Genomic DNA, 22,389 nt, shown 5'->3' with positions numbered 1-22,389 from the left:
ACCTTCTCCTTTTAGGTGCTCGGGCGGTTGTCGGTTGCACATGTCGAATCAGGCTCACCGACCGGCAGGAGCAGGGTAAACTCGGCCCCCTGGCCCGGCTTGCTTCTGACCCGGATATGGCCGCCCAGCCGGTGCACGATCTTCAGGCAGATGGACAACCCGAGACCTGTGCCCTGGCCCGGCGGCTTGGTGGTGAAAAATGGATCGAATATCCGTTGCAGATTCTCCGGGGCTATGCCGCACCCGGTATCGGACACCTGAATCTCGGCGCGCTCCGGCGATACCCGCGTACTGGCGGTGACCGTGCCGTCGTGCCCCACAGCCTGCACACCGTTTTGCAACAGGTTGAGCACCACTTGGCGCACCAGGGCCGGATCGGTCGAGATGATCCGACCCTGGTCATGGAAGTGCCGCTTGATCTGTATATTCTGGTATCCTGCCTCCCGCTCCACGAGCCGGATCATGTCCTCCACCAGTTCGCCCAGATTGACCGTCTGGAGCACGGCCCTGGTCTTGCGCGCGAAGTCGAGCAACTGGTGGGTGATCTCGCCGCACCGCTCCACCTGGGTCGAGATCTGGTCGATGCGATCCCAAAGTTCCGGGCGGCTTTGCAGCGCGGCGTATTCGGACCGGCCAGCCAGCATGTGCAGGAGTTCGGTCTCCTGTCCGATGATCCCCAGCGGGGTGTTGATCTCGTGGGCGATGCCCGAGGAAAGCTCTCCGAGCACGGACATTTTCTGGGAATGGATCAGGAGGTCGTCCATGTCCGTGTCCGTGTCCATGTCCGTGTCCGGCTGCCTCCCGGCATCGGGACCCATGGGGCACGGGCATGCGACAGCTAGGATGGACGATGCGGCAGCGCCCAGGGCCGCGACGAGCGCGAACGGGCCGTCAAGCCCGGCGGCTGCCAGGGCCAGGCCGCAGGCCAGGGCCGCCAGGCCCATGCGGGCCGACATGGTCGACAGGCGGGCCGACGGGCGGGCCGCAGACGCTAGTGACCGCAGGGGGCTCATGCCTGTTCCCCGGCGCAGGTCAGATTGAGCCGACGGCGTTCGTGGGCACGCTGGATGCGGCCCAGCAGGTCGTCGATGCGAAACGGCTTCATGACGTAATCGTATGCCCCGTGGCGCATGCCCTTGAGCCCCATGTCCGCCGAGCTGTGCCCGGTGAGCATGATGACCTCCATGAGCGGGTGGCGCTTCTTGATCTCCTTGAGGGTCTCGATGCCGTCCATGCCCGGCATGAGCACGTCGAGCACGACCACGTCCACAGAATGCGCGGCGAGAATCTCAAGGGCGTCCTTGCCGTTTTGTGCCGTGAGCACCTCGATGCCGCGCCGCCTGAACCGGTTGGCGAACAGTTCGAGAAAGTAGGGCTCGTCATCGACGGCCAGGACCGTTATCTTGTCTTCCATTGCCGCGACCTCCCTGTTCACGCCCGCTGTCTGGGCAGGCGGATGGTGAATGTCGATCCCTCGCCTTGCGCGCTTTGGACCTCGATATGGCCGCCGAGCTTCTCAATGATGCTGAAGCAGATGGAGAGGCCGAGTCCGGTTCCCTCACCCACGGCCTTGGTGGTGTAGAATGGTTCGAAGATGTGTTCCATGGTCTCGCAGGGCATGCCCGGCCCGGTGTCCCGGATGCTCAGGAACACCTCGTCCCGCTCATCGTCGGTTCCGGTGCCCACCCATATCTCTCCCTGCTGGCCCACGGCATCCAGCGCATTGTCCAGGATGTTCAGGATCACCTGCTGCAACTGATTGCCGTCCGTGGTCACCCTGGGCAGGTTCCCGGACATGTCAGTGGTGATGGCGATATTGCGGTGCAGGGCCTCCTGACGCAGAAAACGGATGGTCTGCTCAGCCAGGACATTGAGGTCCACGTTCTCCTGCAGGGGTTCCATGCGCCGCCCGAAGCCGAGCATGCGGTGGGTGACCTCGCGAGCCCGGTCTACGTGGAGCTCGATCATGTCCAGGCTGCGAGCGAATTCGGCATGGTTCTTCATGGTCTGCGGATCTTCATCGGCGAGCATGTCCTTGAGCCAGCCCGCGCCCTCGCGGATGAGGGTCAGCGGATTGTTGACCTCATGGGCCACACCCGCCGCGAGCTTGCCCAGGGCGGCCATCTTGCTCGACTGCATCAGGGACGCGTCAAGAATCGCCTTTTCCCGGTCTGCCAGCATGACCTTGCGCACGATGGCCTGGGCCATGAGCGTTGCGCCCAGGAAGATGACGAGCACCCCGATCAGACAGACACCGACCAGGAGCCATGTGGTCCGCCACAGGGACGAGAGCTCCTCGGCAGGATCCTCCAGAATGACCAGCCGCCAGCGCAGGCTGTCGAGCCAGGTGGTGCCAAGGAACATGTTCCGGCCCGCAAGGGTTATATGCTCCACCCGCACTCCCTTGAAGCGCGGCTGGGTCGGCAACGGGGAAGTCTCCAGGATCGGCCCCAGAAAGCGGGAATGGGTTTGCAGCAGGTTGTTCTCGTTGACGACAAAGGCGTCGCCGCGGCGGCCCACCTGGACGGCCTGGACCAGCCGGTCGAAAACATCCGAGTCGATGGTGGCCCGCAGCACCCAGGTCTTTCCATTCTCATTTCGGGACACGGCAATGACAAAATGGGGATACTTCCGAAACCCCATGAACACGTCGCTGATGTTGATGCCCTTGAGCAGGGTCTTCTGGAACCATTCCGCCTCACGGTAGTTGACCTCGCCAAGCGCAAAGGGGCCGACATAAGCCAGATGCGCCCCCTGCTGGTCGATGAACCCCATGTCCACAAAGGATTGCGCGCTGGTTTGCGTGGCGTTGAACAGATTCTGGAGATAGGTCTTGTCGGCCAGACTGTCAGGGGAGTGGGAATAGAGAATGGTCCGCAACTGGGCGGCGCGCTCGTTCAGGAACATGTCCAGCGCGCGCTGCTTGTCCTCGACCATGGTGGAGAGGTTCTTGGTGATCTTGGCGTGGTAGGCACTCTGGAAGTCGTTGTGGACGAACAGCCCGATCGCAAAAAGGGGAATGAGGGAGAAAGCCATGGTTCCGCCGATTATCTTCCAGCGAAGCCCCGAGTATTTCTTGTCGATCATGTTGCGCGCCCCCTGAGCACGATACAGTTGCGGCACCAGGGCCATGTCTGGAGATGAGCAACATCCATTCCAAATTCCACCCCGGCCATTGGCGCGATAAACAGCTGAATTACTTGTTTAAATACGCGCAAAAAATCTCGCAAGACCTGGCGGCTGCCAGCCAGTCCTTGCGAGATTGGGTGTCGAGGGGAGGGTCAGGCCGAAGCCAGGTGGCGAGCAAGGATGCTGTCGAGCCCGGATGGGGAGATCGGTTTGGTGATGAAGTCGTTGATCCCGTGCCGGGCAAAGCGGTCGCAGTCGCCATGCGCGCCGTAGGCTGTCAGGGCGATGATGGGGATATGTCGATCCACGCCAGGCACCTCGCCATTGCGGATGTGGCTCGCGGCCTGGAACCCGTCCATGACCGGCATCTGGATATCCATGAGGATCAGGTCGATGGCGTGGCTGCGCAGGATATCCAAAGCCTCGGCCCCGTTGGCCGCCTCGCGGACGCTGAAGCCGCTGCGGACAAGCATCCTCGTGGTCGTGAACAGGTTGATAGGGTCGTCATCGACCACCAGGATATTGGCCAGCTTCATACCGGGAATAATCAGACAGGGCGACAGCCTCCCGGATTCCCCGCAGTCATTGCCCGACTCTGCCAGAGGTATGAAGAAAGCCACCTCGGTACCCTGACCACGACAGGACTGCACCCGGATGGACCCGCCCATCATCTCGACCAGAGCCCTGACGATGCTCAGGCCCACACCCGCCCCGCTGTATCGCTTGGTCATGACCTGCTCGGCGATGCTGAAACTGTCGAATATGGTGGAGAGGAACTGTTCGTCTATTCCCGGACCGGTGTCCTCCACGACGAAGCGCACATCCTGCCAACCGGCGCAGTCCGGTCTGCCGCTCCGCCTGCGCCCTTCCCCGGTCACAGTCACTCTGACAACGCCCTCGCGCGTGCATTGCAGCGAGTTGGAGATGAGATTGGAAAGGATTTGCCCCAGCCGGTGCTCGTCGCCGAACCAGCAGCACGGCAGGTCGGGGTCCACGGCGAAGAGCAACTCGACACGGTTCAGGTTGGCCTGAAGCGAGAAGGATTTGCGTGTGGAGGAGAGCAGCCCGGACAGATCGAACTCCCTGACCACCGGCTCGATGGAACGCCTTTCGATGGCCGCCAGATCCAAGAGGTTGTTCAGCACGTTGAGCAGCCTCAGCCCGCTTTCATGTATCATCTCGAAGTTGTTTCTGGTTTCCATATCCAGGGGTTCGCCCAAGGCGACCTGGGAAATCCCCAGGATACCGTTGAGCGGCGTTCTGAGTTCGTGGCTCATGTTTGAGAGGAATTGCGTTTTGGCCATGCTGGCGGACTCCGCCATCTCCTTGGCGCGGATCAGCTCGGCTTCATGGTGCTTGGTCTCGGTGCGATCGCGCGAATAGCTCGCCACCTGCACCACATCCCCGGTATCGTCGATCACCGGGTAGAAACTGACGCGGTAGCACCGGTCGCCGATCCACTCCTCGGCGCAATTGGGCGTCTTGGTCATGACGACCTCCCGGATGCAGGCCCTCCGCTGCTCGGCCACCGTCTGATCCAGGTATGCATAGAGGCTCTTGCCGATCAACGCCTCAACGGTCGTGTTCCTGCGGCGCGCAGCCTCATTGTTCAGCGCGATGAAGCGGCCATCCAGATCTATGAGGATTCCCGAATCCTCGGTCGCGTTCAAAAGCGCCTCTATTGTCGCCTTGCCTGCCTTCATCGTCTGCACCTGTTTTTTACCTGTTGTCGCAAGGTCAGATGGCCCTGCACGTTTCGCTGTCGAAGCAATTTGGGTGCCATGCCGATGTGCCCTGGCGCGATGTTCAAACAGGAGCCGGTCGACGCGATGTCTGGGGAACAGGCGGGCCGCTCCTGGGGTGGGAGTACTGGCCCGCGGTCTCTGTCCGCCATGGCGGCTTGCGCGATTTGATATTTTATTCCAATGATTGCAGGGGGTCGTCTGGCGATTTTTGCGCGATATGTGGCACACCTTGTGCAGTCCCTGTTCTTGCGTGATGAATGCTACAGACAAGGGAGTTCCCATGTTGAAAAATCTTCGTTTGGCGATGAAGCTCGGTTTCAGTTTCGGTACGGTTCTCATTCTGGCTGCGGTTGTCGCCTTTGTCGGCTGGCGCGGGATGCTTTCCGTTGTCGACCGTGTGGACAAGGCCGACGATGTCAGCGAACTCGTCCGGCTCATCCTGGAGTGCAGGCGCGATGAAAAGAACTACATCATCCGTGGCGATATGAAATACGCCAATCGAGTACACGACACCGTCACGACATTGATCAATCAGGCGCAGACCACCAAGGACAAGTTCGTGAACCCTGCGAACCAGGCCCAGATGGACGAAGTCGCCGCCTCGGTCGCGGCATACCAGCAGGCTTTTGATGCGCTGGTAACAGCCATCGGCAACCAGACGCGCATCCGCAGCGAGACCACCCAGGCCGGGCACGACCTGATCGCCCTGGCTGACGGGCTCATCGCCGACAGCGACGATGCATCCCTTCGGTCCATCCTCTCCTTCATGGGGCTGGTGGACCGGGCCCAGATGGAGGCACGGGCGTATTTCCTCTCCCGCGGCAAGGAGGATCTCGCCCTGGCAACAGGCCATCTGGACGAAGCACTTGCCCTGGCAGGGACACTGGGCCACGCGCCCGTTGCCGCCGCAGTAGAGCGGTTCAGAGCCGTGCTCGACAGCTATAGCCTCGCCCTGGCTGCGGAAATCCAGGCGGACGGGCAAATGGTCGACGCTGCCAGAAAGGCCATGGAGGTCTGCGCTGTCGCGCGGGCGGACCAGAAGACGCTGATGCTCGACGAAATGAATTTTTCCAACATGCTGCTCCTTGCCATCTCTTGTTTGAGCCTGCTCTTGGGGCTGATCGCCGCCATGACCATCACCAGGGCCATCACCCGCCCGGTACTCCTTGGCGTGGCCTTTGCCCAGACCATGAGCCAGGGTGACTTCACCCGGATGCTCGACATCGACCAGAAGGACGAGATCGGCATGTTGGCCAGGGCGCTCAACGACATGGTCACCAAGCTGCGCGGAGTTGTGCATCAGGTGCAGGCGGCCACGGACAATGTGGCCTCCGGGTCTGAGGAGCTTTCCGCCACGGCATTTTCCCTTTCCCAGGGTGCTACCGAGCAGGCGGCCAGCGTGGAAGAGGTCTCTGCGACCATGGAACAAATGTCGGGCAATATCCGGCAAAACGCAGACAACGCACGGGAGACGGAGACCTTGGCCGAGAAGGTCTACAGCGATGCCGAAGCCAGTGGCGTGGCCGTGAATCAGGCCATGGCCGCCATGAAGCACATCGCCGAGAAGATCACCGTCATTGAGGAGATCGCCCGCCAGACCAACCTGCTCGCCCTGAACGCGGCTATCGAGGCCGCGCGCGCAGGCGAGCACGGCAAGGGATTCGCCGTGGTGGCCGCCGAGGTGCGCAAGCTGGCCGAGCGCAGCGGCGTGGCCGCCAGCGAAATCAGCGAGCTCTCCTCCTCCACAGTCTCGGTGGCAGACAGGGCGGGCGCAATGCTCCAGCAACTGGTGCCGGATATCAGGCGCACCGCCGAACTGGTACAGGAGATCACCACCTCCAGCACCGAGATGAACACGGGCGCCGACCAGATCAACAGAGCCGTGCAGCAGCTGGATCAGGTCATCCAGCTCAATGCCTCGGCCTCGGAGCAGATGGCCTCGACTTCCGAGGAATTGTCCGGCCAAGGGCAGCAGCTCCAGCAGGCCATGTCCTTCTTCATGGTTGAAACGCATGAGGCCGCCCAACAGGCCAAGGCGCGGCAGACGCCAGCCAGGCCTCAGGGACCAATGACCGCCCCCCGGCGCACTGGCAGTGCAAGGCAACTGCCCGGAGCCACAACCGGGATCGCCCTGGAAATGGATGCTGACAGCGGATTTGAACGCTTCTAGGGCTTGGGCCTCCGGGCAGGGCAACCGCATCTAATTTCCAGTCAGCACCTTGATAAGAAACGAGTTGTCCCAGCCAGCCATTTTGCGCTTTCTCTTCATGCTGGTTTTCGTAGACTCTTGTTTCACACAATTGAGCGCTATTTTCCTCAACATTGAGAGGTTTTCCGGCGAATTATCCTTTCGTATACGACTTTGGTCCTCGCCGAAACTGACATCGAGCACCCAATGGACTGTGTTTTCTATCCCCCAGTGCTCACGGACGGCATCGCCGAAACGTTGAGCGTGCCCGTTGATACTCATGATGAAATATCTTTTTTCATTCGATATGGTGTTGCCAACTTCGCGTTTTGATTCAACCATGCCGATGGCATTGAGATTGTCCCACCCTGTTATTCCTGCCAGAAGATCGTCACCCACAATGGTGCTGTATTCACGGGTTTCGATTCGGCCATGGCCGGAATCGATTGTCCGGCGCGTCTGATGTAGCAAAGATGTATTGACCTTGGACTCGTTAAACAAAAGATCAATATATTCATAAAGTTCTGGCTGGTTCTGTTTTACGGCAAGCACATAGTCGGCTTTTTTTGATCCGATCTGCTTGGCTATGGCTTTTTGGCACCCCATGGCATCAATGGTGACAATTGCACCTTCAAGATGCAGCATTTCAAGCAGCTTGGGGATTGCAGTAATTTCATTCGACTTGTCATCCACTTTCACTTGGCCAAGGATAAGGTTGTCCTGTGAAAGCCATGCGTTGACCAAATGAAGAGAGTTTTTTTGCGTTGCCCTATCGAACGATCGCCGCACCGTCTTTCCATCAAACGCCACAACTTTGCCGCGCATTTCGATCTGTAGGGCCGAAAGCCAACTCGACAGCGCTTGTTGCAATTCGATGGGCTCCAGTCTGGCAAAGACGCGCGCAAACGTGTCGTGGGATGGAATGCCATTTGGAAGCTCAAGAAATGTTTTCAGCCATTTTTCCCTCGTTATTCCAAAGCATTCTATATCCTCCCACCCCTCAGCATTGGCAATAACTGCGCAAACGGCAATGACCAGTATGTCAATAAGGTTATGTTTTTGGGGCTGTACCAGATAACTCCTCTGGGTTATCAGTATGGCAATGCGAAAAAGTCGTTTGAGCAAGGACAAGCAGCTTCGTTTAATCGAACATTTTGTTGCCGGCACGACAGCTCGTTGTGCTGCTGATCTGGTTGGTGTGAACGTCAAAACAGCCGCCTATTACTTTCACCGGCTCCGGGAAATCATAGCGGAAGAAGAGTCCTGTGAAGGGATGGATTTTGGCGAATTTGAGGTCGATGAAAGCTACTTCGGTGGCAAGCGAAAGGGCAAAAGAGGACGTGGGGCGGCTGGTAAGGTTCCTGTTTTTGGAATCCTTAAAAGGGGTGGGAAGGTATATACACAGGTGATTCCTGATGCAAAAGGTAAAACCTTGCTTCCCATTATTCAGGAAAGAATCCAGCCAGACAGTGTGGTTTACTCGGACTGCTGGTATGGCTACAATGTCCTCGATGTGTCAGCATTCAAACACTTCCGAATCAACCACTCGAAGCTGTTTGCAGATAGCCACAACCACATCAATGGAATCGAGAATTTTTGGAACCAGGCCAAACGCCATATGAGGAAATTCAACGGCATTCCAACCAAGCATTTTTCTCTGTTTTTAAAGGAATGCGAGTGGCGTTTTAATAACAGCAATCCGCGAAGTCAGTTTAAACAGCTGAAACAGTGGGTTAGAAGGTATATGGGCTAGTTATCTGGCACAGCCCCAAAGAATGTGCTCCCCTCGCCCTCCACGCTCTCGACATCAAGGCTGCCGTGCATCAGCTCCACCAGCAGCTTGCAGATGGCAAGCCCCAGGCCCGTGCCGCCATGCTTGCGGGTGATGGAGTCGTCGGCCTGGAGAAACGACTTGAAGATGGCGCGCCGCTTTCGCTTGGGGATGCCGATGCCCGTGTCCGCCACCTCGAACCGGAGCCTGAGCGGCTGGCCGGGCGCGAGGCCGGACAGGTCTGCGGGCTGATCCGGGGCCAGTCCGATGCGCACGGTGACGCCGCCCGCATCGGTGAACTTGACCGCGTTGGCCACCAGGTTGACCAGCACCTGACGCAGCCTGCCGGGATCGCCCAGCACTGCCTCGGGCACATCGTCGCCCACCTCGGCGGTCAGGCCCAACCCCTTGTCCGTGGCGTGGAGCCGGTGCATGTCCAGGGCTGTGCGCAGAATGTCGCGCAGGTCGAAATCAATGCGCTCAAGGGTGAGCTTGCGCGCCTCGATCTTGGAGAAATCCAGGATGTCGTTGATGACCGTGAGCAGCGAGGTGCCCGCCTCCAGCACCCGCTCAAGGCACTCGTTCTTGCGCGCCTCGTCCTGAACGCGCAGAGCCAGCTCGGCCATGCCCAGCACCGCGTTGAGGGGCGTGCGGATCTCGTGGCTCATGTTGGCCAGAAAGGCGGACTTGGCCCTGGTGGCCGCGTCGGCCTTTTTCATGGCCGCCACCAGTCGGGCCGATTTGCTGGTCAGCTCCTCGTTGGCCCGCTCCAGCTCGCGGGTGCGGCGGCGCACCTTGTCCTCGGACTTGTCGTGGGCCAGTTTGAGGGCGTCCTCGGCCCGCTTGCGGTCCGTGATGTCGATGCCAAGGACCATGATCATGCGCTCGCCCGACGAATCGGTCATGGGGCTGCATTGCAGGTGGAAGGTGCGGCCCCTGGCGTCGGTCCAGTCCCATTCCACGGTCCGGTCGGTCTCCATGGACTCCATGGGCGGGCACCCGATACAGGAGGTGTTGGCGCAGTTGAGGGCGTCGGCGCACAGCTTGCCCCTGGGGCTGCCGAAATACTTGCGGAAATATCGGTTGGCGTAGCGGATGGTCCGGTCCGGATAGAGGTGGTAGACAATGCCCGGCAGGGACTCCATGAAGAATATCTGCCGCTGCTGCTCGCGGCGCAGATCCTCGTCCGTGCGCCGCAGCTCGGTCAGGTCCAGGGTGTTGATGGCCAGCCGCGACACCTCGCCCCACGGGTTGGTCACCGGCACGATGGAATGGACCAGAGACTTGCCGTTGACCTCCTCCTCGAAACGCAGCGCCCTGACGCTGTCTATGGCCTCCCTGAACCGCTCGCGGCGCGAGTCCGCCGAGTCGCGGGGCAGCAGGTCGTAGATGTTCGCCTGCTCAAGCTCCCTGACCGACTCCATGCCGTAGAGATTGGCGGCCATGAGATTGGCGGCCAGCACGTAGCCGCTCACATCGATGACCAGCGACGACTCCATGGAGGAGTCAAGGAGCGCCCTGGAGGTCTCGTCCATGGAGACATATGAGGTGGGCCTTGCGGGCCGGAGCGTGAATGCCATGATCTTCCCGTATCCGTCTTGTCTTCATCCGGACATTGCCCCGGCGGCAGGGCCGACAGGGAACAGTCCACCCTGCAACCGTAGAGAACGGCAGGGCCTTGGTCAATGGTATTTTCTGTTTTGTGCGGCGGCTTTGCCCTCCCCGGCCCGGTTTGCAATCCTGGCCCTGGCCCGTTTGCAATCCTGGCCGGGAATGGTAGAAAACACCATGGACTATCAGGGAACCATCATCCGACCGCCCAGCGAGGCGGACAGCATCCTGCTCCAGGTGACGCTGGGCTGCTCCCACGGCAAGTGCGCCTTTTGCGGGGCCTATCAGGGCAAGCGGTTCGGCATCAAGGACCGGGAGACCGTGGTCCGCGACATCGCCTTTGCCGCACGCCACTGCCGCCGCCAGCGCCGCGTCTTCCTGTGCGACGGCGACGCCATGATCCTCCCGCAGCCGCGTCTGCTCGAAATCCTGGCCGACATCCGGCGCGAGCTGCCCTGGGTCACGCGCGTCGGCACCTATGCCAGCGCCAAGAGCCTGCGCTCCAAGAGCGATGCCCAGCTGGCCGAGCTGCGGGCCATGGGCCTTGGCATCGTCTACATGGGCCTTGAGTCGGGCGACGACATGGTGCTGGCGGCCATGGGCAAGAACGGCAACAGCGCAACCATCGTGGAGCAGGGCAGGCGCGCCCGCCAGGCCGGGTTCAAGCTCAACGTCACGGTCATCAACGGACTGGGCGGGGTGGAGGGCTCGCTGGCCCATGCCCGTGCCACGGCCACGGCCCTGAACGCCATGGACCCGGATCAGATCGGCGCGCTGAGCCTGATGCTCGTACCCGGCACGCCGCTGCACGCCCGGCACGCCAGGGGGGAGTTCGTCCTGCCCGATGCGCACGGCATGCTGGCCGAGATTCGCGAGATGCTGGCCGGGTTGCACCTGACGCGGGGGTTGTTTCTGGCCAACCATGCGTCCAATTATCTGCCGCTCAAGGTGCGGCTGCCGTCAGGGAAAGACGCGGCGTTGGGAGAGATTGACGCCGCTCTGGCCGGGATGCGGCGGTTGCGGGGTGAGGGGGTCAGGCGGTTGTAAGGGGCGGAGCGGCGTTGGAAGGAAGGGGAGAGAGGGGAGAGACAAGGAAGCCGCCTTCGGCGGAATGGGGAGTTGGGTGAGGATTTCGCTCCTCCGTCGCGACTTACTTTTGGGCCAAAGCGGCCAAAAGTAAGCAAAAACCGCTTTTGAAGACGTGTGATCGGGTCTCCCGCGTCGGACACCAGTATCATCGACCTGCTGGCGAAACAGTTGTCGGCGTCGAAGACTCCGCCTCCGCCGGGTTTCGCCCTGCCGCAGGCCGATGCAACTGGTGCCACGACGCTCCCGCCCATTGCGGGGCTGTCGAAGGGAGGGCGGAGATGGCGTGGCTGGGCAGGACATAAGAAAAGATCGGGGTCTTCTTTTGAATTAAACCCCTGCTGCATGCAATGGAACCGGCTCGCCCACCCTTACGGGATGGACGAGCCGGTTCCATTGCATGCGGCTCTTACCGCCGGAGGCTCGCTTGGGGTCCAGGGGCCTTAGGCCCTTGGCGGGTCCAGGGCAGCGCCCTGGCCGCCGGAGGCATTAGGGGCGTGGGTCAGGTCAGGACGAAATAGGGGGTATCGACGTAGCGGATGGTGGCGCGGTCCAGGCCGAGAGCTTGGTAGTGCGCGGCGAGTTCGCGACTGTGGCCGAGCAGTTCTCCCTGGTGGCGGCGGGGGACGTCGAGGCGTGAGGGGGACCGGCCCAGGCGACGGACGGCGTCCCGGACCAGGGACAGGAGGGCGAGGCCGCGCACGGACTGGCCCAGGGCCGGGTGCCAGGGACCGGCCAGGATGTTGGCTTCCAGGGTGTCTTCCGGGGCGAGGCCGAGGCGGATGACGCGCACGGAGCGCGCCCAGAGCAGGGTCAGGGCGGCGGCGAGTTCGGCTTTGGCCTGATCCAGGGACCACGGGGTGTATTGGCCGCGCTCCCACAGGGTTGCCAGGGGGGTGGAGCGCACCACGAGACAGGGATAGAGCCGGGCGATCTCCGGGGCGAGGTCGGCGGCCAGGGCGGCATCGTGTTGGAAGAGTCCGGGATGGTCGCCGGGCAATCCGGGCAGCAGTTGGATGCCCAGGGCCAGCCCGGCCTCGCGCACAGACTCGCAGCCGCGCAGGGCGGTTTTGCCGGTGTAGCCCCGGCCTGAGGCGGCCAGGGCGCGGTCATCAAAGGACTGGATGCCAAGCTCCACCATGTCGAGACCCAGAGCGCGCAGGGCGGCCAGGGTTTCCGGGGCCACGCAATCGGGCCGGGTGGAGCAGCGGACGCGGGTGATCAATCCCCGCTCGCGATAGCGCGCGGCCAGGGCCAGGAAGGTTTCGGGCCACGGCGCGGGCAGGGCGGAGAAGGTGCCGCCGTAGAAGGCCAGCTCGCAGGGGGCGCGTCCGGCGTCCAGGGCGGATTCGAGGTCTTGGGCCAGGGTGTCGAAAACGGCCTGGAGATCGGCCTGATCTCGACTGGCAGGAGCGTGGCCGGTCTGCTTGTCCTGGGCGCAAAACAGACAACGGTGCGGGCATCCGGCAAAGGGCAGGAAGACCGGCCAGACGCGGCCTGTCAGGGGTGGCGGTTCCGGGTGCGTGAATTCGATCTGCCGGACCACGGGCGGCTACCGGTTCATCCAGGTCCAGGCGTGCCTGATGGTTTCGCGGATGTCCGTGTATTTCGGCTGCCAGCCGAGGATTTTACCTGCCAGGGTGCGGTCGGCCACCAGCCGGGGCGGGTCGCCGGGTCGGCGCGGGCCGATCTTCGGCTCAATGGGCTTGCCGGTCACGGCGCAGGCGGCCTCGATGATCTCGCGCACCGAGTTGCCGGTGCCGGTGCCCAGGTTCACGGCCAGGGACGGGTTGCCGGCCAGATGGCCCAGGGCGAGGATATGGGCCTCGGCCAGGTCGCAGACATGGATGTAGTCGCGGATGCAGGTGCCGTCGGGTGTGTCATAGTCGGTGCCGAATACGGTGACCGGGCTGTCCGGCTCGCGGGCGGCCTGGAGCACCAGGGGGATGAGGTGGGATTCGGGATCGTGGGCCTCGCCGATCTGGCCGTCCGGGTCGGCTCCGGCGGCGTTGAAATAGCGCAGGGCGCAGTGGCGCGTGCCGTGGGCGCGGCCAAAGTCCTCAAGCATGCGCTCGACCATGAACTTGCTCCACCCGTAGGGGTTGACCGGCCACTGGGGATGGTCCTCGGTGATGGGCACGATCCTGGCAGCGCCGTAGACCGCGCAGGACGAGGAAAAGACGATGGGCACCACCTTGTGGTCGCGCATGGCCTCGAGCAGGGTCAAAGTGCCAGCCACGTTGTTGGCGTAGTACTTGCCGGGATCCTCCACGGATTCGCCCACATAGCAGTAGGCCGCGAAGTGGATGACCCCCTCTGGCCGGTAGGTGGCGAACACCTCGTCGAGCAGGGCGCGGTCCGCGATATCGCCGACCACCAGCGGCCCCCATTTGACAGCCCACTCATGCCCGTTGACCAGGGTGTCCAGGGTGACGGGCGTGTAGCCGCGCGCGGCCAGGGCCTTGCAGGTGTGGCTGCCGATGTATCCGGCCCCGCCGGTGACCAGGATGTTCCGCGCGCTCATGCTTTCCTCGCGTGGTCGGCCAGCGCTCATGCTTTCCTCGCGTGGTCGGCCAGATGGCGGCGCGCCGTGCGCACCAGCTCGCTCGACTGCTCGAAGAGCCGCCGCCAGTTGTCGCTGGAATGGTTGTAGACCTCGCGCTCCGGGCCGTGGTGGCGGACATTGGCCAGCACTTTCGGCACGTGGACCATGTCGGCCCCGCCCATGGCGAAGCGCAGAAACATGTCGTGGTCCTGAGGATAGATGGCCGGGTTGTAGTAGCCGAACCGGTCGTGCAGGGAGCGCTTGTAGAGCTTGCACACCCCGCACAGGTACCAGTGGCAGAAGGCGGCCTCGAATGTGTAGTCCGGCAGGGAGAAACGGCGCAGGATGCGGCCCGCATCGTCCACCACATGCATGTCGGCATAGGCCATGTCCGCCCCGCTGCCGTCCAGGGCTGCGGTCAGCTCTGCCACCATGGAGGGCAGCAGCGCGTCGTCCGAGGCGATGAAGGTGCAGTATTCGCCGGTGCAGGCGCGAAAGCCGGTGTTGAGCGCCTCGGACAGCCCCTTGTTCCGCTCGTGGTGGATGACCTTGAGCTCGCGCCCTTCGGGCCGGTAGCGGGGGTGGACCACGCGCTCCACCGCGCCTGTGGCCTCGTCGAGATGGGCGGCGTGGGACACGGTTTCTGTGCCGATGGCGGCCTGGAAGGCCTCGATGACCTGGGCCGTGCCATCGGTGGAGCCGTCGTCGACCACCACGATCTCAAGGGACGCGTATTCCTGGAACCAGGCCGCGTCGAGGCACACGCCCAAATATTTCTCCTGATTGTAGCAGGGGATGACGATGGAGACTTTCTTCATGGCAGCTCCGCCTTTTGCACGGTCTGGTTGCGCCGGCCCATCAGGGTCTCGGCCAGGATGAAATCATGCTCCTCGTCGATGTCCACGGACTCGGACGGGGGCGTGGCGAACATCTGCGGCGCGCGCCCGATGCGGTTGCCGCCGGACCGGGCAAAGGAGTCCCGGTTGAAAAGATAGAGGAGCGAATTCTCCTCGAACACGGGCGGCAGATCCTGGGTGCGCAGGAGCACTGCCGGGTCGTGGTTCACGGCCTCGCCCGACTCCCAGTAGAGCCGGGTCTGGAGCCGGGTGACCGAAAAGAGCGAGTCGTACCGGCCAAGGCCGCTGCAATAGGCGTCCACGGCCCGGGCCACGGTCTGTGGAGAGAGCAGCGGATTGGTGGCGTGGGTCTGGAGGAAGTGGTCGCCCTGGCAGCGGGCCATGTCGTCGGCGATGATCCGGTTCATGGAGACCATGTCGCCCTGGATGGCCTCGGGCCGCCAGTGGATGACCACCTTGGAAAACCGCTGCTGCGCGGCCTCGGCAATGGCCGGGCTGTCGGTGTTGATGACAATGGACTGAACCCGGTCGCACGCCTCAAGCGCGGCGGCCACGTGGAAAAAGAGCGGCTCCCCGCACATGGGGCGCAGGTTCTTGCCCGGCACCCGCTCGGAGTGGCCCTTCATGGGCAACAGGGCGATGACGTTCATGCAGGCTCCGTGACTGGTGAGGGGTTTTCCAGGGCAACGAGGCTCAGGGCGCGCACTACGGCGGTATTGTCTGGAAAGGGATGACCCGACGGCCCGGACACGCCCACAAAGGGCACCGCGCACTCGCGGGCCGCGCGCCAGTCGGTCATGGCATCGCCCACAAACACGCACCGGGCAGGCGCAAACCCATGGCGGGCGAGCACATCGCGCACGATCTCCACCTTGGTCCGGGGCGAGCCGTGGACCTCGGCAAAGACCCCGTGGCCCAGCCGGGCCAGGACAATGGCCTCCAACTCGGCCTGGGGCGTGCCCGAGGCCACAAAGGCCGAGACGCTCCGGTCGGCCAGCGCGGCCAGGGTCTCGCGCGCGCCGGGGATGAAGGGCGCGGCCATGACCTTGGCCAGGGTCAGATCGCTGAAGGCGGCGCACAACCGGGCCATGAGCGCCTCGGTCATGGGCAGGCCGAGCAACTGCTCGTGAAAATGGCGGAACTTCTCGTGGCGCGACACCCCGCCGTGGCTCAGGTGGTAGTCCACCACGGCGCGGCGCACCGCTTCCCCATGGTCGGCATACATCTCGGCAAAGGCCGCGGTCTTGACCGCCACCGAGTCGAGGATCACACCGTCGAAATCAAAGAAGACCGCCTGCATGGGCTATTCCCCATCCTCGCGCTGCTGGCGCGCCACCTGTTCGCCGTGCAGGGCGTCGATGCAGTGCAAAAGCCCCTGGCCGAAATCCACGAACAGGTTGCTGACCAGCTTGCGCCCCAGCTTGGGGGCAAAGGAATACGGGGTGATGCGGTAGTGGGCCGCGCGGTCCGAGGGCAGGATGTTCAGCTCCACCCGACCGCCGAATATCTCGCGGATCATCTCCAGCAGTTCGCGGTAGGTCATCTTTTCCACCCCGGTCAGGATGACGTTCTGGTTTTCGAACTCCGGGGCCAGAATCTCCACGCTGCTCCTGGCCGCGTCAAAGACGTGGATGAACTCGCGCAGCTCGTCGCCGTTGCCGTGGTAGGTGATGGCGCCGGTCTCCACAGCCTGCCTGAGCAGGGAGTGGATGCTGTTGCGCTGGTCGGCGCGGGGGCCGTACAGGGAGCCGTAGCGCAGGCAGGTGTATTTGAGCCCGTAGCGCTTGGCATAGTCCTCGATAAAGGATTCGCAGGCCCGCTTGCTGGTGCGGTAGAAGGACCCGGCCTCGCTGAAGACATAGGCCGAGCTGGCAAAGACGAACCGGCCCACTTGTGCCGCCACGCAGCAGTCGAGCAGCCCCACCGTGCCCAGGATGTTGACGCTGGCCGTGGTCATCGGCGACTTGGCGCAGTCCTCGATGTCCGCGATGCCCGCGAAATGGTAGACCGCGTCCATGCCCTGCACGGCTTTGGCCAGCCCGTCGCGGTCGAGCAGGTCGCCAAGGATCATCGCCTGATCGGCGCGCAGCCAGGGCGAGGCCACGGCGTCGAAGATGGTCACCTCGTGCCCGGCGTCGCTCAGGGCGTCGGCCACGTGGCTGCCGAGAAAACCGGACCCGCCTGTCACCAGAACTTTCATGCTCACCCCCGTGTTCACCCTCTTATTCACCCTGTTGGGCGGGCAAGGGAATTCAAGAGATTCTCCACCGCCTGGGTTTCCTGAATGATGCGCCCCTCGCGGGCATAGGAGCCGATGTGCCCGGTCAGCACTGCGCCTGGCCGGTCCACGAGCGGTCCGGCATACGGCTCGCGCTCGAAACAGTCGATGGCCGCTCCGGCCAGCCTGCCCTCGGCCAGGGCCGCGTCGAGCGCAACCTCGTCCACCAGCCCGCCGCGGGCGTAGTTGACCACAAAGGCGCCGGGCTTCATGGCCCGGATGGCCGCCTCGCCCAAGATGTGGCGGGTGGCCTCGGAATAGGGCACATGCACGCTGAGCAGATCCGCCTCGGCCAGCAGTTGGTCAAACCCGACCGCCTCCACCCCCTGCGGCGGGGGTGCGTACGGATCGTGGCCAAGAATCCGACACCCGAAGGGACGCAGCAGTTCCGCCAGCCTGGAGCCGATGCGGCCCAGGCCGAGCAGCCCGACTGTCCGATATGCAAGAAGGACGCCCATGGGCCGCTCCCAATTGCCGGACCGGATTCCGGCGCAGGAGTTGTGGATGCCCCGGAGCATGCACAGGATCGCGCCCAGGGTGATCTCGGCCACGGCCTGGGTGGGCGCGTCCGGGGTGTTGGTCAGGGCAATGCCCAGGTCGCGGGCCGCCCCGGCGTCCACGCTGTCCATGCCTATGCCGCAGCGGGCAATGGCCCTGAGCCTGCCCCCGGCCAGCATGACCTCGCGCGTCAGGGGCTCGACCCCGGCCAGGAGGCCCACCGGGCTGTGCTCCTGGTGCAGAGCCATGCCCTCGGCCTCGGTCAGCTTGCGGCCATGGGGATTGAGCACAGGCTCATACCCGGCCCGGCGCAGGGCGGCGAGCGGTGCGGCGTCCATCACGCCAAAGGATGAGGTGGTGATCAGGATGGTGTCCATCAGGCGTTGTCCCCGTTGTCCGGACCGGTGGCAGCCCCCCTGGCCTCGGCCACGGCCCGGCGCGCGGCAGAGCCGAGAAAGAAGGTGTCCAGGCCGTAGGAGAGAAACCGATACCCCTTGGCCCGCTTGGCTTCGAGCACGTCCGGATCAGGGCGGACCACATGAAAGCCCGGCGCGGCATCCGTGGTGGCGGCCACGGCCTCGACCCGGTCCAGGGCAGCCACCACGTCCGGGTGATCGAACCGCCCCGGCATGCCCAGCGACCCGGACAGGTCGTAGGGGCCGACCATGAAGCCGTCCACGCCGTCCACGGCCAGGATCGCCTCCAGGTTTTCCACCGCCCTGATATGCTCCACCTGGACGATGACCACGCTGTTGTCGCGGTTCCAGGCCTGATATTCGTCAAAGCCGAAGCCGTACTGCTGGGCGCGGGCCAGCCCCACGCCCCGGAACCCGCGCGGCGGATACTTGACAGACTGCACGGCCTGCTCGGCCTCGTCCGCGGTGTTGACCATGGGCACGATGACGCCCGCGGCCCCGGCATCCATGACCCGCTTGATGAGGTTGGGCTGGTTGTGGCCCACGCGCACCAGGGGCACGACGCCCTGATGCTCCACGGCCCGGATCATCTCCTGGGCCAGGGTCAGGCCGATAGCGCTGTGCTCCATGTCGATGGTCAGCCAGTCGAACCCGGCCCCGGCCACGATCTCCGCCGTGGTGGTGGAGCCGATGGTCAGCCACGAGCCGTACAGGGTCTCGCCCGCCTTGAGCCGGGCGCGAAAGGTGTTTTTCATGATGGCATCCGCTTTTTTTTTCGTATCGTCTCAGTCTGAAACACTGGTTGCAGCCGTTGCCGCCAGATGCAGCCCGATCTGCTTCTGCCGCGCCATCTCGCCGGAATCGCCGTGGGGCGGAGCCTGTCCCGCTCTCCTGGCGAGGCTGTCCCCCAATCCGCGCACGAGCGGTTCGCCGTCCATTCCCTTGAGCACGTCCCAGGCCCGCAGGGTCAGCCAGCAGGACAGTTCCGAGGGCTTGGCCGGAACGTCCATCCGGTCGAGACAACCCGTCGCCACAAGCGCCAGATCGCCAGCTTCCTGCGGACATTGACAGCAAATGCGGCGCAATGTCCACAAGGCACCGGTGCAACAGGCCAGATACCGCAGCCCCAGGCGGGATCGCAACCCCACGGGCCGCTGTTCGAGCAGGTCGAATATCCGGCGATGCATGAGGGCGTCATGCCGGTGCTGCCGAAGGGTGTCCGCAGACATGCTCTGCGCATGACGGCGGTAATGGACCAGGGCATTGGGGTTGGCCCGAAAAACCGCACCCGAAGCAAGCAGGCCGAGCCAAAACCAGTGGTCCTCACACGCCCCCAGCGTCTCGTCGAAACAAAGCCCGCCCATGGCCTTGCGCCGGATCATGAAAGCATGGGGCGGCGCGATGTTAAAATGACAGAGATGGATATCCAGGTCGTCGGCAAACAGGTTCCACCGACCCGCCTCCACCGGGCGGCCCTCCCTGGTTTCGGAAAAGAACGCGCTTGGGCTGACCGCAACGTCGCAGTCCGGGTTGCGATCAAGAAACGCCATCTGCCCGGCCACGGCGCCTGGAGCCAGCAAGTCGTCGGAATCGAGAAACACGAAAAAATCGCCCCCGGCCTCGGCAATCCCACGGTTGCGGGCCGCCGAAAGCCCGCGATTGGCCTGGCTGACCACCCGCACCCTGTCCCGGTAGGCACCCAGCACCTTCGCGGTGTCGTCGGTGGACCCGTCATCCACCACGATGATGTCCAGTGCAACGTCCGCCTCCTGGGCCAGGACGCTGTCCAGGGCACCGCGCAGATACCGGGCATAATTGTAGGTCGGGATGACGACGGAGACGCTTTTCTTTTTCATGACGCGCGCACTCTTCAACTCCCTTGCGCCACACCCACAGACAGGGGCAGGCTCATCCCGTAGACTTCCGGCAGTACCTTGGGCAACGCATCCAGATAAGCCGCAAAGGCGTCTCCCCTGAACAAGACAAAGAAGCACTTGGAGCTGTGTTCGTCGAAATCGCCTCTGAAAAAACGCACCCCAAGGTTGAACCTGTCGGCGATGTTCCGCATGCTTTGCCACGTCCAGGCCGTCACATGGACACCGTGCTTCCAATACCAGGGTTCGCGGCTCGGGTGAGCGCTCAACAACCCGCCATGCCAGAAATCCGTGCTGCCGACGATGGCGCCACTCTCGGCCAGATGTCTGACAAGCACACCAACGTCCTTCATGGGATCGGTAAAATGTTCGAACACTTCAAAGGCGGAAATCAGGGCAAAACGACGATCCGGCAATTCATCCCGGTGAAAGAAGCACTCCTCTCCAAGCTCCCGCTTGCGCTGCTCGATGAGCGGCCGCCAAAGATCACAGCCAACAGCGTCAACACCCTGGGCCCGCAACGCTTCAGGAACGAGACTCCACCCAACCCCGTAGTTCAACACCTCGCGCAGGCCCATACCGTCAATAAATCGACGACAAAAAGTGTACTCGCGCCGATGCACCAGGGCATGGCCGGGCTGCATGGCCCCGGCCGCCTCTCCCCGGTCAAGGGCGCGCACCAAACCTGGCGGAGTCCTGGCCATCAACAGGGAGCAGGCTGGACAGAGCAGCCAGTCTTTTTCAAAAGCCTGCTCATGCTCGACCATGGGCAGGCCGCAAGCCGGACAAGGGACGTCAGACTCTTCCGCCCCTGGACGAGGGGCAACAGATGCCTCCAGCCCCCCCTCCCCGGCCTCGGGCAGAATCTGAGCGCGCAGTGTTTGCGCCTCGGGAGACAACACCCCATATTCTAGCCGCAGCCCGTCCAGAATCGCGCGGGCCTCAAGAAACAACCCCTTGGACGCCAACAACGTCGCGTATTCGCAGAGCTCGCACTCTTCATCAGATACTCTCATGATGCTCACGTTCTCCCCCTTCGTCAAAAATTTTCTGGCTTCATGAACCGGTCAGCAAGCTCAATGCCTGTCGAGGCGCGACAAAGGCGCGTGGGTTTGTGCCAACCTTCTTACCTGCATCGTTTCTTCGGATAATTCGTTCAATTACTTAATACGGAGGCAATAATCTGACTCCCCGCATCTCCCTTTGAAAGAACCATGCCAAGGAACGAGATGACCGGGCATCCGGGCTTTCTCCAAAGAGAAGACTGAATAATGGCACTTTTTTCCCACACCCAACGTCTCCTGTCACCACCGGACGAAACCGATGCCGCTTGCAAAAAGTTCCATCTTTCGTTTATTCACCAAGTGAACAAGGCTTGGCAAGCCCAAGTCGTCATGACCAACAACTCGTTTTCATTGCCTTTCTCTATCCATCGACGGGAGGTTTCGTGAGAATCGACACCTGAACCAATCGCAAGTCATGATGAGTTCCCCTGAAGAACGGAACTCATGTGGCATGCATGTTGCTTCTCTCAACGCGGGAACCCGCTCCCAAGACCTGTCATGGCGGCTCTTTCCCATTACTGTTTGAAGAGGACCACGGCAGCATGAGCTTCGAGCAGCCCTGCTCTGTATGCTTTTAGAATTGAACATCCCTGGACTGTAAAGATGAACGCAACGCTCAAGAACAGCGATCCTCCCGTCCTGTTTCCCCGGGTCAAACGCCTGGCGTTCATTCCCGCACGGGGGGGCTCCAAGGGCTTGCGCCGTAAAAATGTCCTTGATCTTTGCGGCCAACCTCTCATTGCCCACACCATCCAGGCCGCCTTGGCCTGCGGGGGGTTTGACCGCGTGTTCGTATCTACGGATGACGAAGAGATTGCCGAGGTGAGCCGCAGCTTTGGTGCCGATGTGCCGTTTCTGCGCCCAAAGGAGCATGCCCGGGACGACTCCCTTTTGGCGGGGGCCATCAATCACGCCTTCAAGGAGTTCGAGAACCGCGGGGAATCCTTTCACCTCTGCGCGGAACTCTATCCAACCAGCCCGTTCAGAACACCCGATCTGCTGCGAATGCTGCTCTCCAAGCTCGACGCCGGATACAAGAGCGTACGAACAGCCCACACCAGCTCAGGCAATGCAACACGCTACTACATCTGCGACGGACAGGACGAACGCCCGTTGACACCGGTTTGGCCGAACTCCCTGCACGGCTCGCTCTTTTTCCTCGGAGTATTCAACGGCTATTGGATCTCGCCCCTGCGCCCAACATGGGGTACTTATGTCCACGGTATCAACGACCCGGCGGAACGGGTGGATATTGATACGAAACTCGACTTTGAGCTTGCCCGGTACATTCTGGAAAACAATCTTTACCCTCTTGCATCCTGAACAA

Annotated in this window: 20 protein-coding genes; 4 read left to right on the top strand and 16 right to left on the bottom strand. The window is 62.6% G+C overall.

The annotated features are described in order from the left end of the window. Nucleotides 1-11: 11 nt before the first annotated feature. From DAES_RS00580 to DAES_RS00565, 4 genes are all read right to left on the bottom strand, one after another. Complete coding sequence (locus DAES_RS00580) at nucleotides 12-1,013, bottom strand: sensor histidine kinase (RefSeq protein ID WP_013513081.1); 1,002 nt, start codon at nucleotides 1,011-1,013, stop codon at nucleotides 12-14. Next, nucleotides 1,010-1,414: a response regulator gene (locus tag DAES_RS00575; RefSeq protein ID WP_013513080.1), complete on the bottom strand. Its 405-nt coding sequence runs from the start codon at nucleotides 1,412-1,414 to the stop codon at nucleotides 1,010-1,012. The genes DAES_RS00580 and DAES_RS00575 overlap by 4 nt, the downstream gene beginning before the upstream one ends. 17 nt (nucleotides 1,415-1,431) lie before the next feature. Further along, nucleotides 1,432-3,087, bottom strand: coding sequence for a sensor histidine kinase (locus DAES_RS00570; RefSeq protein WP_013513079.1), 1,656 nt, complete (start codon nucleotides 3,085-3,087; stop codon nucleotides 1,432-1,434). A gap of 194 nt (nucleotides 3,088-3,281) precedes the next feature. Next, on the bottom strand, nucleotides 3,282-4,832 hold the full coding sequence (locus DAES_RS00565) for a PAS domain-containing sensor histidine kinase (protein ID WP_013513078.1): 1,551 nt from the start codon (nucleotides 4,830-4,832) through the stop codon (nucleotides 3,282-3,284). Nucleotides 4,833-5,154: 322 nt separating this feature from the next. On the opposite strand from DAES_RS00565, the gene DAES_RS00560 reads away from it, so the two are divergent. Further along, on the top strand, nucleotides 5,155-7,044 hold the full coding sequence (locus DAES_RS00560; RefSeq protein WP_013513077.1) for a HAMP domain-containing methyl-accepting chemotaxis protein: 1,890 nt from the start codon (nucleotides 5,155-5,157) through the stop codon (nucleotides 7,042-7,044). Nucleotides 7,045-7,074: 30 nt separating this feature from the next. Here the strand turns inward: DAES_RS00560 and DAES_RS00555 are convergent, their stop codons facing one another. Continuing rightward, nucleotides 7,075-8,187 (bottom strand): ISAs1 family transposase, encoded by a 1,113-nt coding sequence (locus DAES_RS00555; RefSeq protein WP_236608436.1) that lies wholly within the window; start codon nucleotides 8,185-8,187, stop codon nucleotides 7,075-7,077. On the opposite strand from DAES_RS00555, the gene DAES_RS00550 reads away from it, so the two are divergent. Then, the gene (locus tag DAES_RS00550) at nucleotides 8,165-8,815 is read left to right on the top strand and encodes an IS1595 family transposase (RefSeq protein ID WP_013513076.1); all 651 of its coding nucleotides are present in this window, start codon (nucleotides 8,165-8,167) and stop codon (nucleotides 8,813-8,815) included. The two genes, DAES_RS00555 and DAES_RS00550, sit on opposite strands and share 23 nt — an antisense overlap. On the opposite strand, the gene DAES_RS00545 is transcribed toward DAES_RS00550, so the two are convergent. Continuing rightward, nucleotides 8,812-10,413 carry a PAS domain-containing hybrid sensor histidine kinase/response regulator gene (locus tag DAES_RS00545; protein ID WP_013513075.1) on the bottom strand — a complete coding sequence of 534 codons (1,602 nt, stop codon included), beginning with the start codon at nucleotides 10,411-10,413 and terminating at the stop codon, nucleotides 8,812-8,814. The genes DAES_RS00550 and DAES_RS00545 overlap by 4 nt on opposite strands. Nucleotides 10,414-10,621: 208 nt before the next feature. Between DAES_RS00545 and DAES_RS00540 the strand changes: the two genes are divergently transcribed. Continuing rightward, nucleotides 10,622-11,491 carry a radical SAM protein gene (locus DAES_RS00540; protein ID WP_013513074.1) on the top strand — a complete coding sequence of 290 codons (870 nt, stop codon included), beginning with the start codon at nucleotides 10,622-10,624 and terminating at the stop codon, nucleotides 11,489-11,491. Nucleotides 11,492-12,032: 541 nt separating this feature from the next. On the opposite strand, the gene DAES_RS00535 is transcribed toward DAES_RS00540, so the two are convergent. From DAES_RS00535 to DAES_RS00490, 10 genes are read right to left on the bottom strand one after another with little or no spacing between them, the layout of a single operon-like run. Further along, nucleotides 12,033-13,076, bottom strand: a complete 1,044-nt coding sequence (locus tag DAES_RS00535) for an elongator complex protein 3 (RefSeq protein ID WP_013513073.1) — start codon at nucleotides 13,074-13,076, stop codon at nucleotides 12,033-12,035. 6 nt (nucleotides 13,077-13,082) lie between these two features. Continuing rightward, on the bottom strand, nucleotides 13,083-14,054 hold the full coding sequence (galE, locus tag DAES_RS00530) for a UDP-glucose 4-epimerase GalE (RefSeq protein ID WP_013513072.1): 972 nt from the start codon (nucleotides 14,052-14,054) through the stop codon (nucleotides 13,083-13,085). Between the two features lie 26 nt (nucleotides 14,055-14,080). Continuing rightward, complete coding sequence (locus tag DAES_RS00525; RefSeq protein WP_013513071.1) at nucleotides 14,081-14,893, bottom strand: glycosyltransferase family 2 protein; 813 nt, start codon at nucleotides 14,891-14,893, stop codon at nucleotides 14,081-14,083. After that, nucleotides 14,890-15,582, bottom strand: coding sequence for an acylneuraminate cytidylyltransferase family protein (locus tag DAES_RS00520; protein WP_013513070.1), 693 nt, complete (start codon nucleotides 15,580-15,582; stop codon nucleotides 14,890-14,892). Before DAES_RS00520 ends, DAES_RS00525 begins: the two co-directional genes overlap by 4 nt. After that, the gene (locus DAES_RS00515; RefSeq protein ID WP_013513069.1) at nucleotides 15,579-16,232 is read right to left on the bottom strand and encodes an HAD family hydrolase; all 654 of its coding nucleotides are present in this window, start codon (nucleotides 16,230-16,232) and stop codon (nucleotides 15,579-15,581) included. Before DAES_RS00515 ends, DAES_RS00520 begins: the two co-directional genes overlap by 4 nt. Before the next feature lie 3 nt (nucleotides 16,233-16,235). After that, on the bottom strand, nucleotides 16,236-17,132 hold the full coding sequence (locus DAES_RS00510) for an NAD-dependent epimerase/dehydratase family protein (protein WP_013513068.1): 897 nt from the start codon (nucleotides 17,130-17,132) through the stop codon (nucleotides 16,236-16,238). A gap of 26 nt (nucleotides 17,133-17,158) precedes the next feature. Next, a complete protein-coding gene (locus DAES_RS00505) occupies nucleotides 17,159-18,085 on the bottom strand; it encodes a phosphoglycerate dehydrogenase (RefSeq protein ID WP_013513067.1) in 927 nt (308 codons plus the stop codon). Next, nucleotides 18,085-18,879, bottom strand: coding sequence for an HpcH/HpaI aldolase family protein (locus tag DAES_RS00500; protein WP_013513066.1), 795 nt, complete (start codon nucleotides 18,877-18,879; stop codon nucleotides 18,085-18,087). Before DAES_RS00500 ends, DAES_RS00505 begins: the two co-directional genes overlap by 1 nt. 30 nt (nucleotides 18,880-18,909) lie before the next feature. Continuing rightward, nucleotides 18,910-19,980: a glycosyltransferase family 2 protein gene (locus DAES_RS16780; protein WP_013513065.1), complete on the bottom strand. Its 1,071-nt coding sequence runs from the start codon at nucleotides 19,978-19,980 to the stop codon at nucleotides 18,910-18,912. 14 nt (nucleotides 19,981-19,994) lie between these two features. Continuing rightward, nucleotides 19,995-21,014 (bottom strand): methyltransferase domain-containing protein, encoded by a 1,020-nt coding sequence (locus tag DAES_RS00490; RefSeq protein ID WP_013513064.1) that lies wholly within the window; start codon nucleotides 21,012-21,014, stop codon nucleotides 19,995-19,997. 651 nt (nucleotides 21,015-21,665) lie between these two features. Between DAES_RS00490 and DAES_RS16775 the strand changes: the two genes are divergently transcribed. Then, on the top strand, nucleotides 21,666-22,385 hold the full coding sequence (locus DAES_RS16775; protein ID WP_013513063.1) for an acylneuraminate cytidylyltransferase family protein: 720 nt from the start codon (nucleotides 21,666-21,668) through the stop codon (nucleotides 22,383-22,385). Nucleotides 22,386-22,389 lie beyond the last annotated feature (4 nt).

The sequence above is a fragment of the Pseudodesulfovibrio aespoeensis Aspo-2 genome, assembly GCF_000176915.2.
Lineage (GTDB): Bacteria > Desulfobacterota > Desulfovibrionia > Desulfovibrionales > Desulfovibrionaceae > Pseudodesulfovibrio > Pseudodesulfovibrio aespoeensis.
The sequence above is the reverse complement of the archived record's forward strand: the minus strand, read 5'-3'. Positions and strand labels throughout refer to the sequence as shown.

Excerpts from the sequence above, each read along its gene's own strand:
- DAES_RS00580 (WP_013513081.1), bottom strand. The coding sequence starts at position 1,013 with ATGAGCCCCCTGCGGTCACTAGCGTCTGCGGCCCGCCCGTCGGCCCGC.
- DAES_RS00575 (WP_013513080.1), bottom strand. The coding sequence starts at position 1,414 with ATGGAAGACAAGATAACGGTCCTGGCCGTCGATGACGAGCCCTACTTT.
- DAES_RS00570 (WP_013513079.1), bottom strand. The coding sequence starts at position 3,087 with ATGATCGACAAGAAATACTCGGGGCTTCGCTGGAAGATAATCGGCGGA.
- DAES_RS00565 (WP_013513078.1), bottom strand. The coding sequence starts at position 4,832 with ATGAAGGCAGGCAAGGCGACAATAGAGGCGCTTTTGAACGCGACCGAG.
- DAES_RS00560 (WP_013513077.1), top strand. The coding sequence starts at position 5,155 with ATGTTGAAAAATCTTCGTTTGGCGATGAAGCTCGGTTTCAGTTTCGGT.
- DAES_RS00550 (WP_013513076.1), top strand. The coding sequence starts at position 8,165 with ATGCGAAAAAGTCGTTTGAGCAAGGACAAGCAGCTTCGTTTAATCGAA.
- DAES_RS00545 (WP_013513075.1), bottom strand. The coding sequence starts at position 10,413 with ATGGCATTCACGCTCCGGCCCGCAAGGCCCACCTCATATGTCTCCATG.
- DAES_RS00540 (WP_013513074.1), top strand. The coding sequence starts at position 10,622 with ATGGACTATCAGGGAACCATCATCCGACCGCCCAGCGAGGCGGACAGC.
- galE (WP_013513072.1), bottom strand. The coding sequence starts at position 14,054 with ATGAGCGCGCGGAACATCCTGGTCACCGGCGGGGCCGGATACATCGGC.
- DAES_RS00525 (WP_013513071.1), bottom strand. The coding sequence starts at position 14,893 with ATGAAGAAAGTCTCCATCGTCATCCCCTGCTACAATCAGGAGAAATAT.
- DAES_RS00520 (WP_013513070.1), bottom strand. The coding sequence starts at position 15,582 with ATGAACGTCATCGCCCTGTTGCCCATGAAGGGCCACTCCGAGCGGGTG.
- DAES_RS00515 (WP_013513069.1), bottom strand. The coding sequence starts at position 16,232 with ATGCAGGCGGTCTTCTTTGATTTCGACGGTGTGATCCTCGACTCGGTG.
- DAES_RS00510 (WP_013513068.1), bottom strand. The coding sequence starts at position 17,132 with ATGAAAGTTCTGGTGACAGGCGGGTCCGGTTTTCTCGGCAGCCACGTG.
- DAES_RS00505 (WP_013513067.1), bottom strand. The coding sequence starts at position 18,085 with ATGGACACCATCCTGATCACCACCTCATCCTTTGGCGTGATGGACGCC.
- DAES_RS00500 (WP_013513066.1), bottom strand. The coding sequence starts at position 18,879 with ATGAAAAACACCTTTCGCGCCCGGCTCAAGGCGGGCGAGACCCTGTAC.
- DAES_RS16780 (WP_013513065.1), bottom strand. The coding sequence starts at position 19,980 with ATGAAAAAGAAAAGCGTCTCCGTCGTCATCCCGACCTACAATTATGCC.
- DAES_RS00490 (WP_013513064.1), bottom strand. The coding sequence starts at position 21,014 with ATGAGAGTATCTGATGAAGAGTGCGAGCTCTGCGAATACGCGACGTTG.
- DAES_RS16775 (WP_013513063.1), top strand. The coding sequence starts at position 21,666 with ATGAACGCAACGCTCAAGAACAGCGATCCTCCCGTCCTGTTTCCCCGG.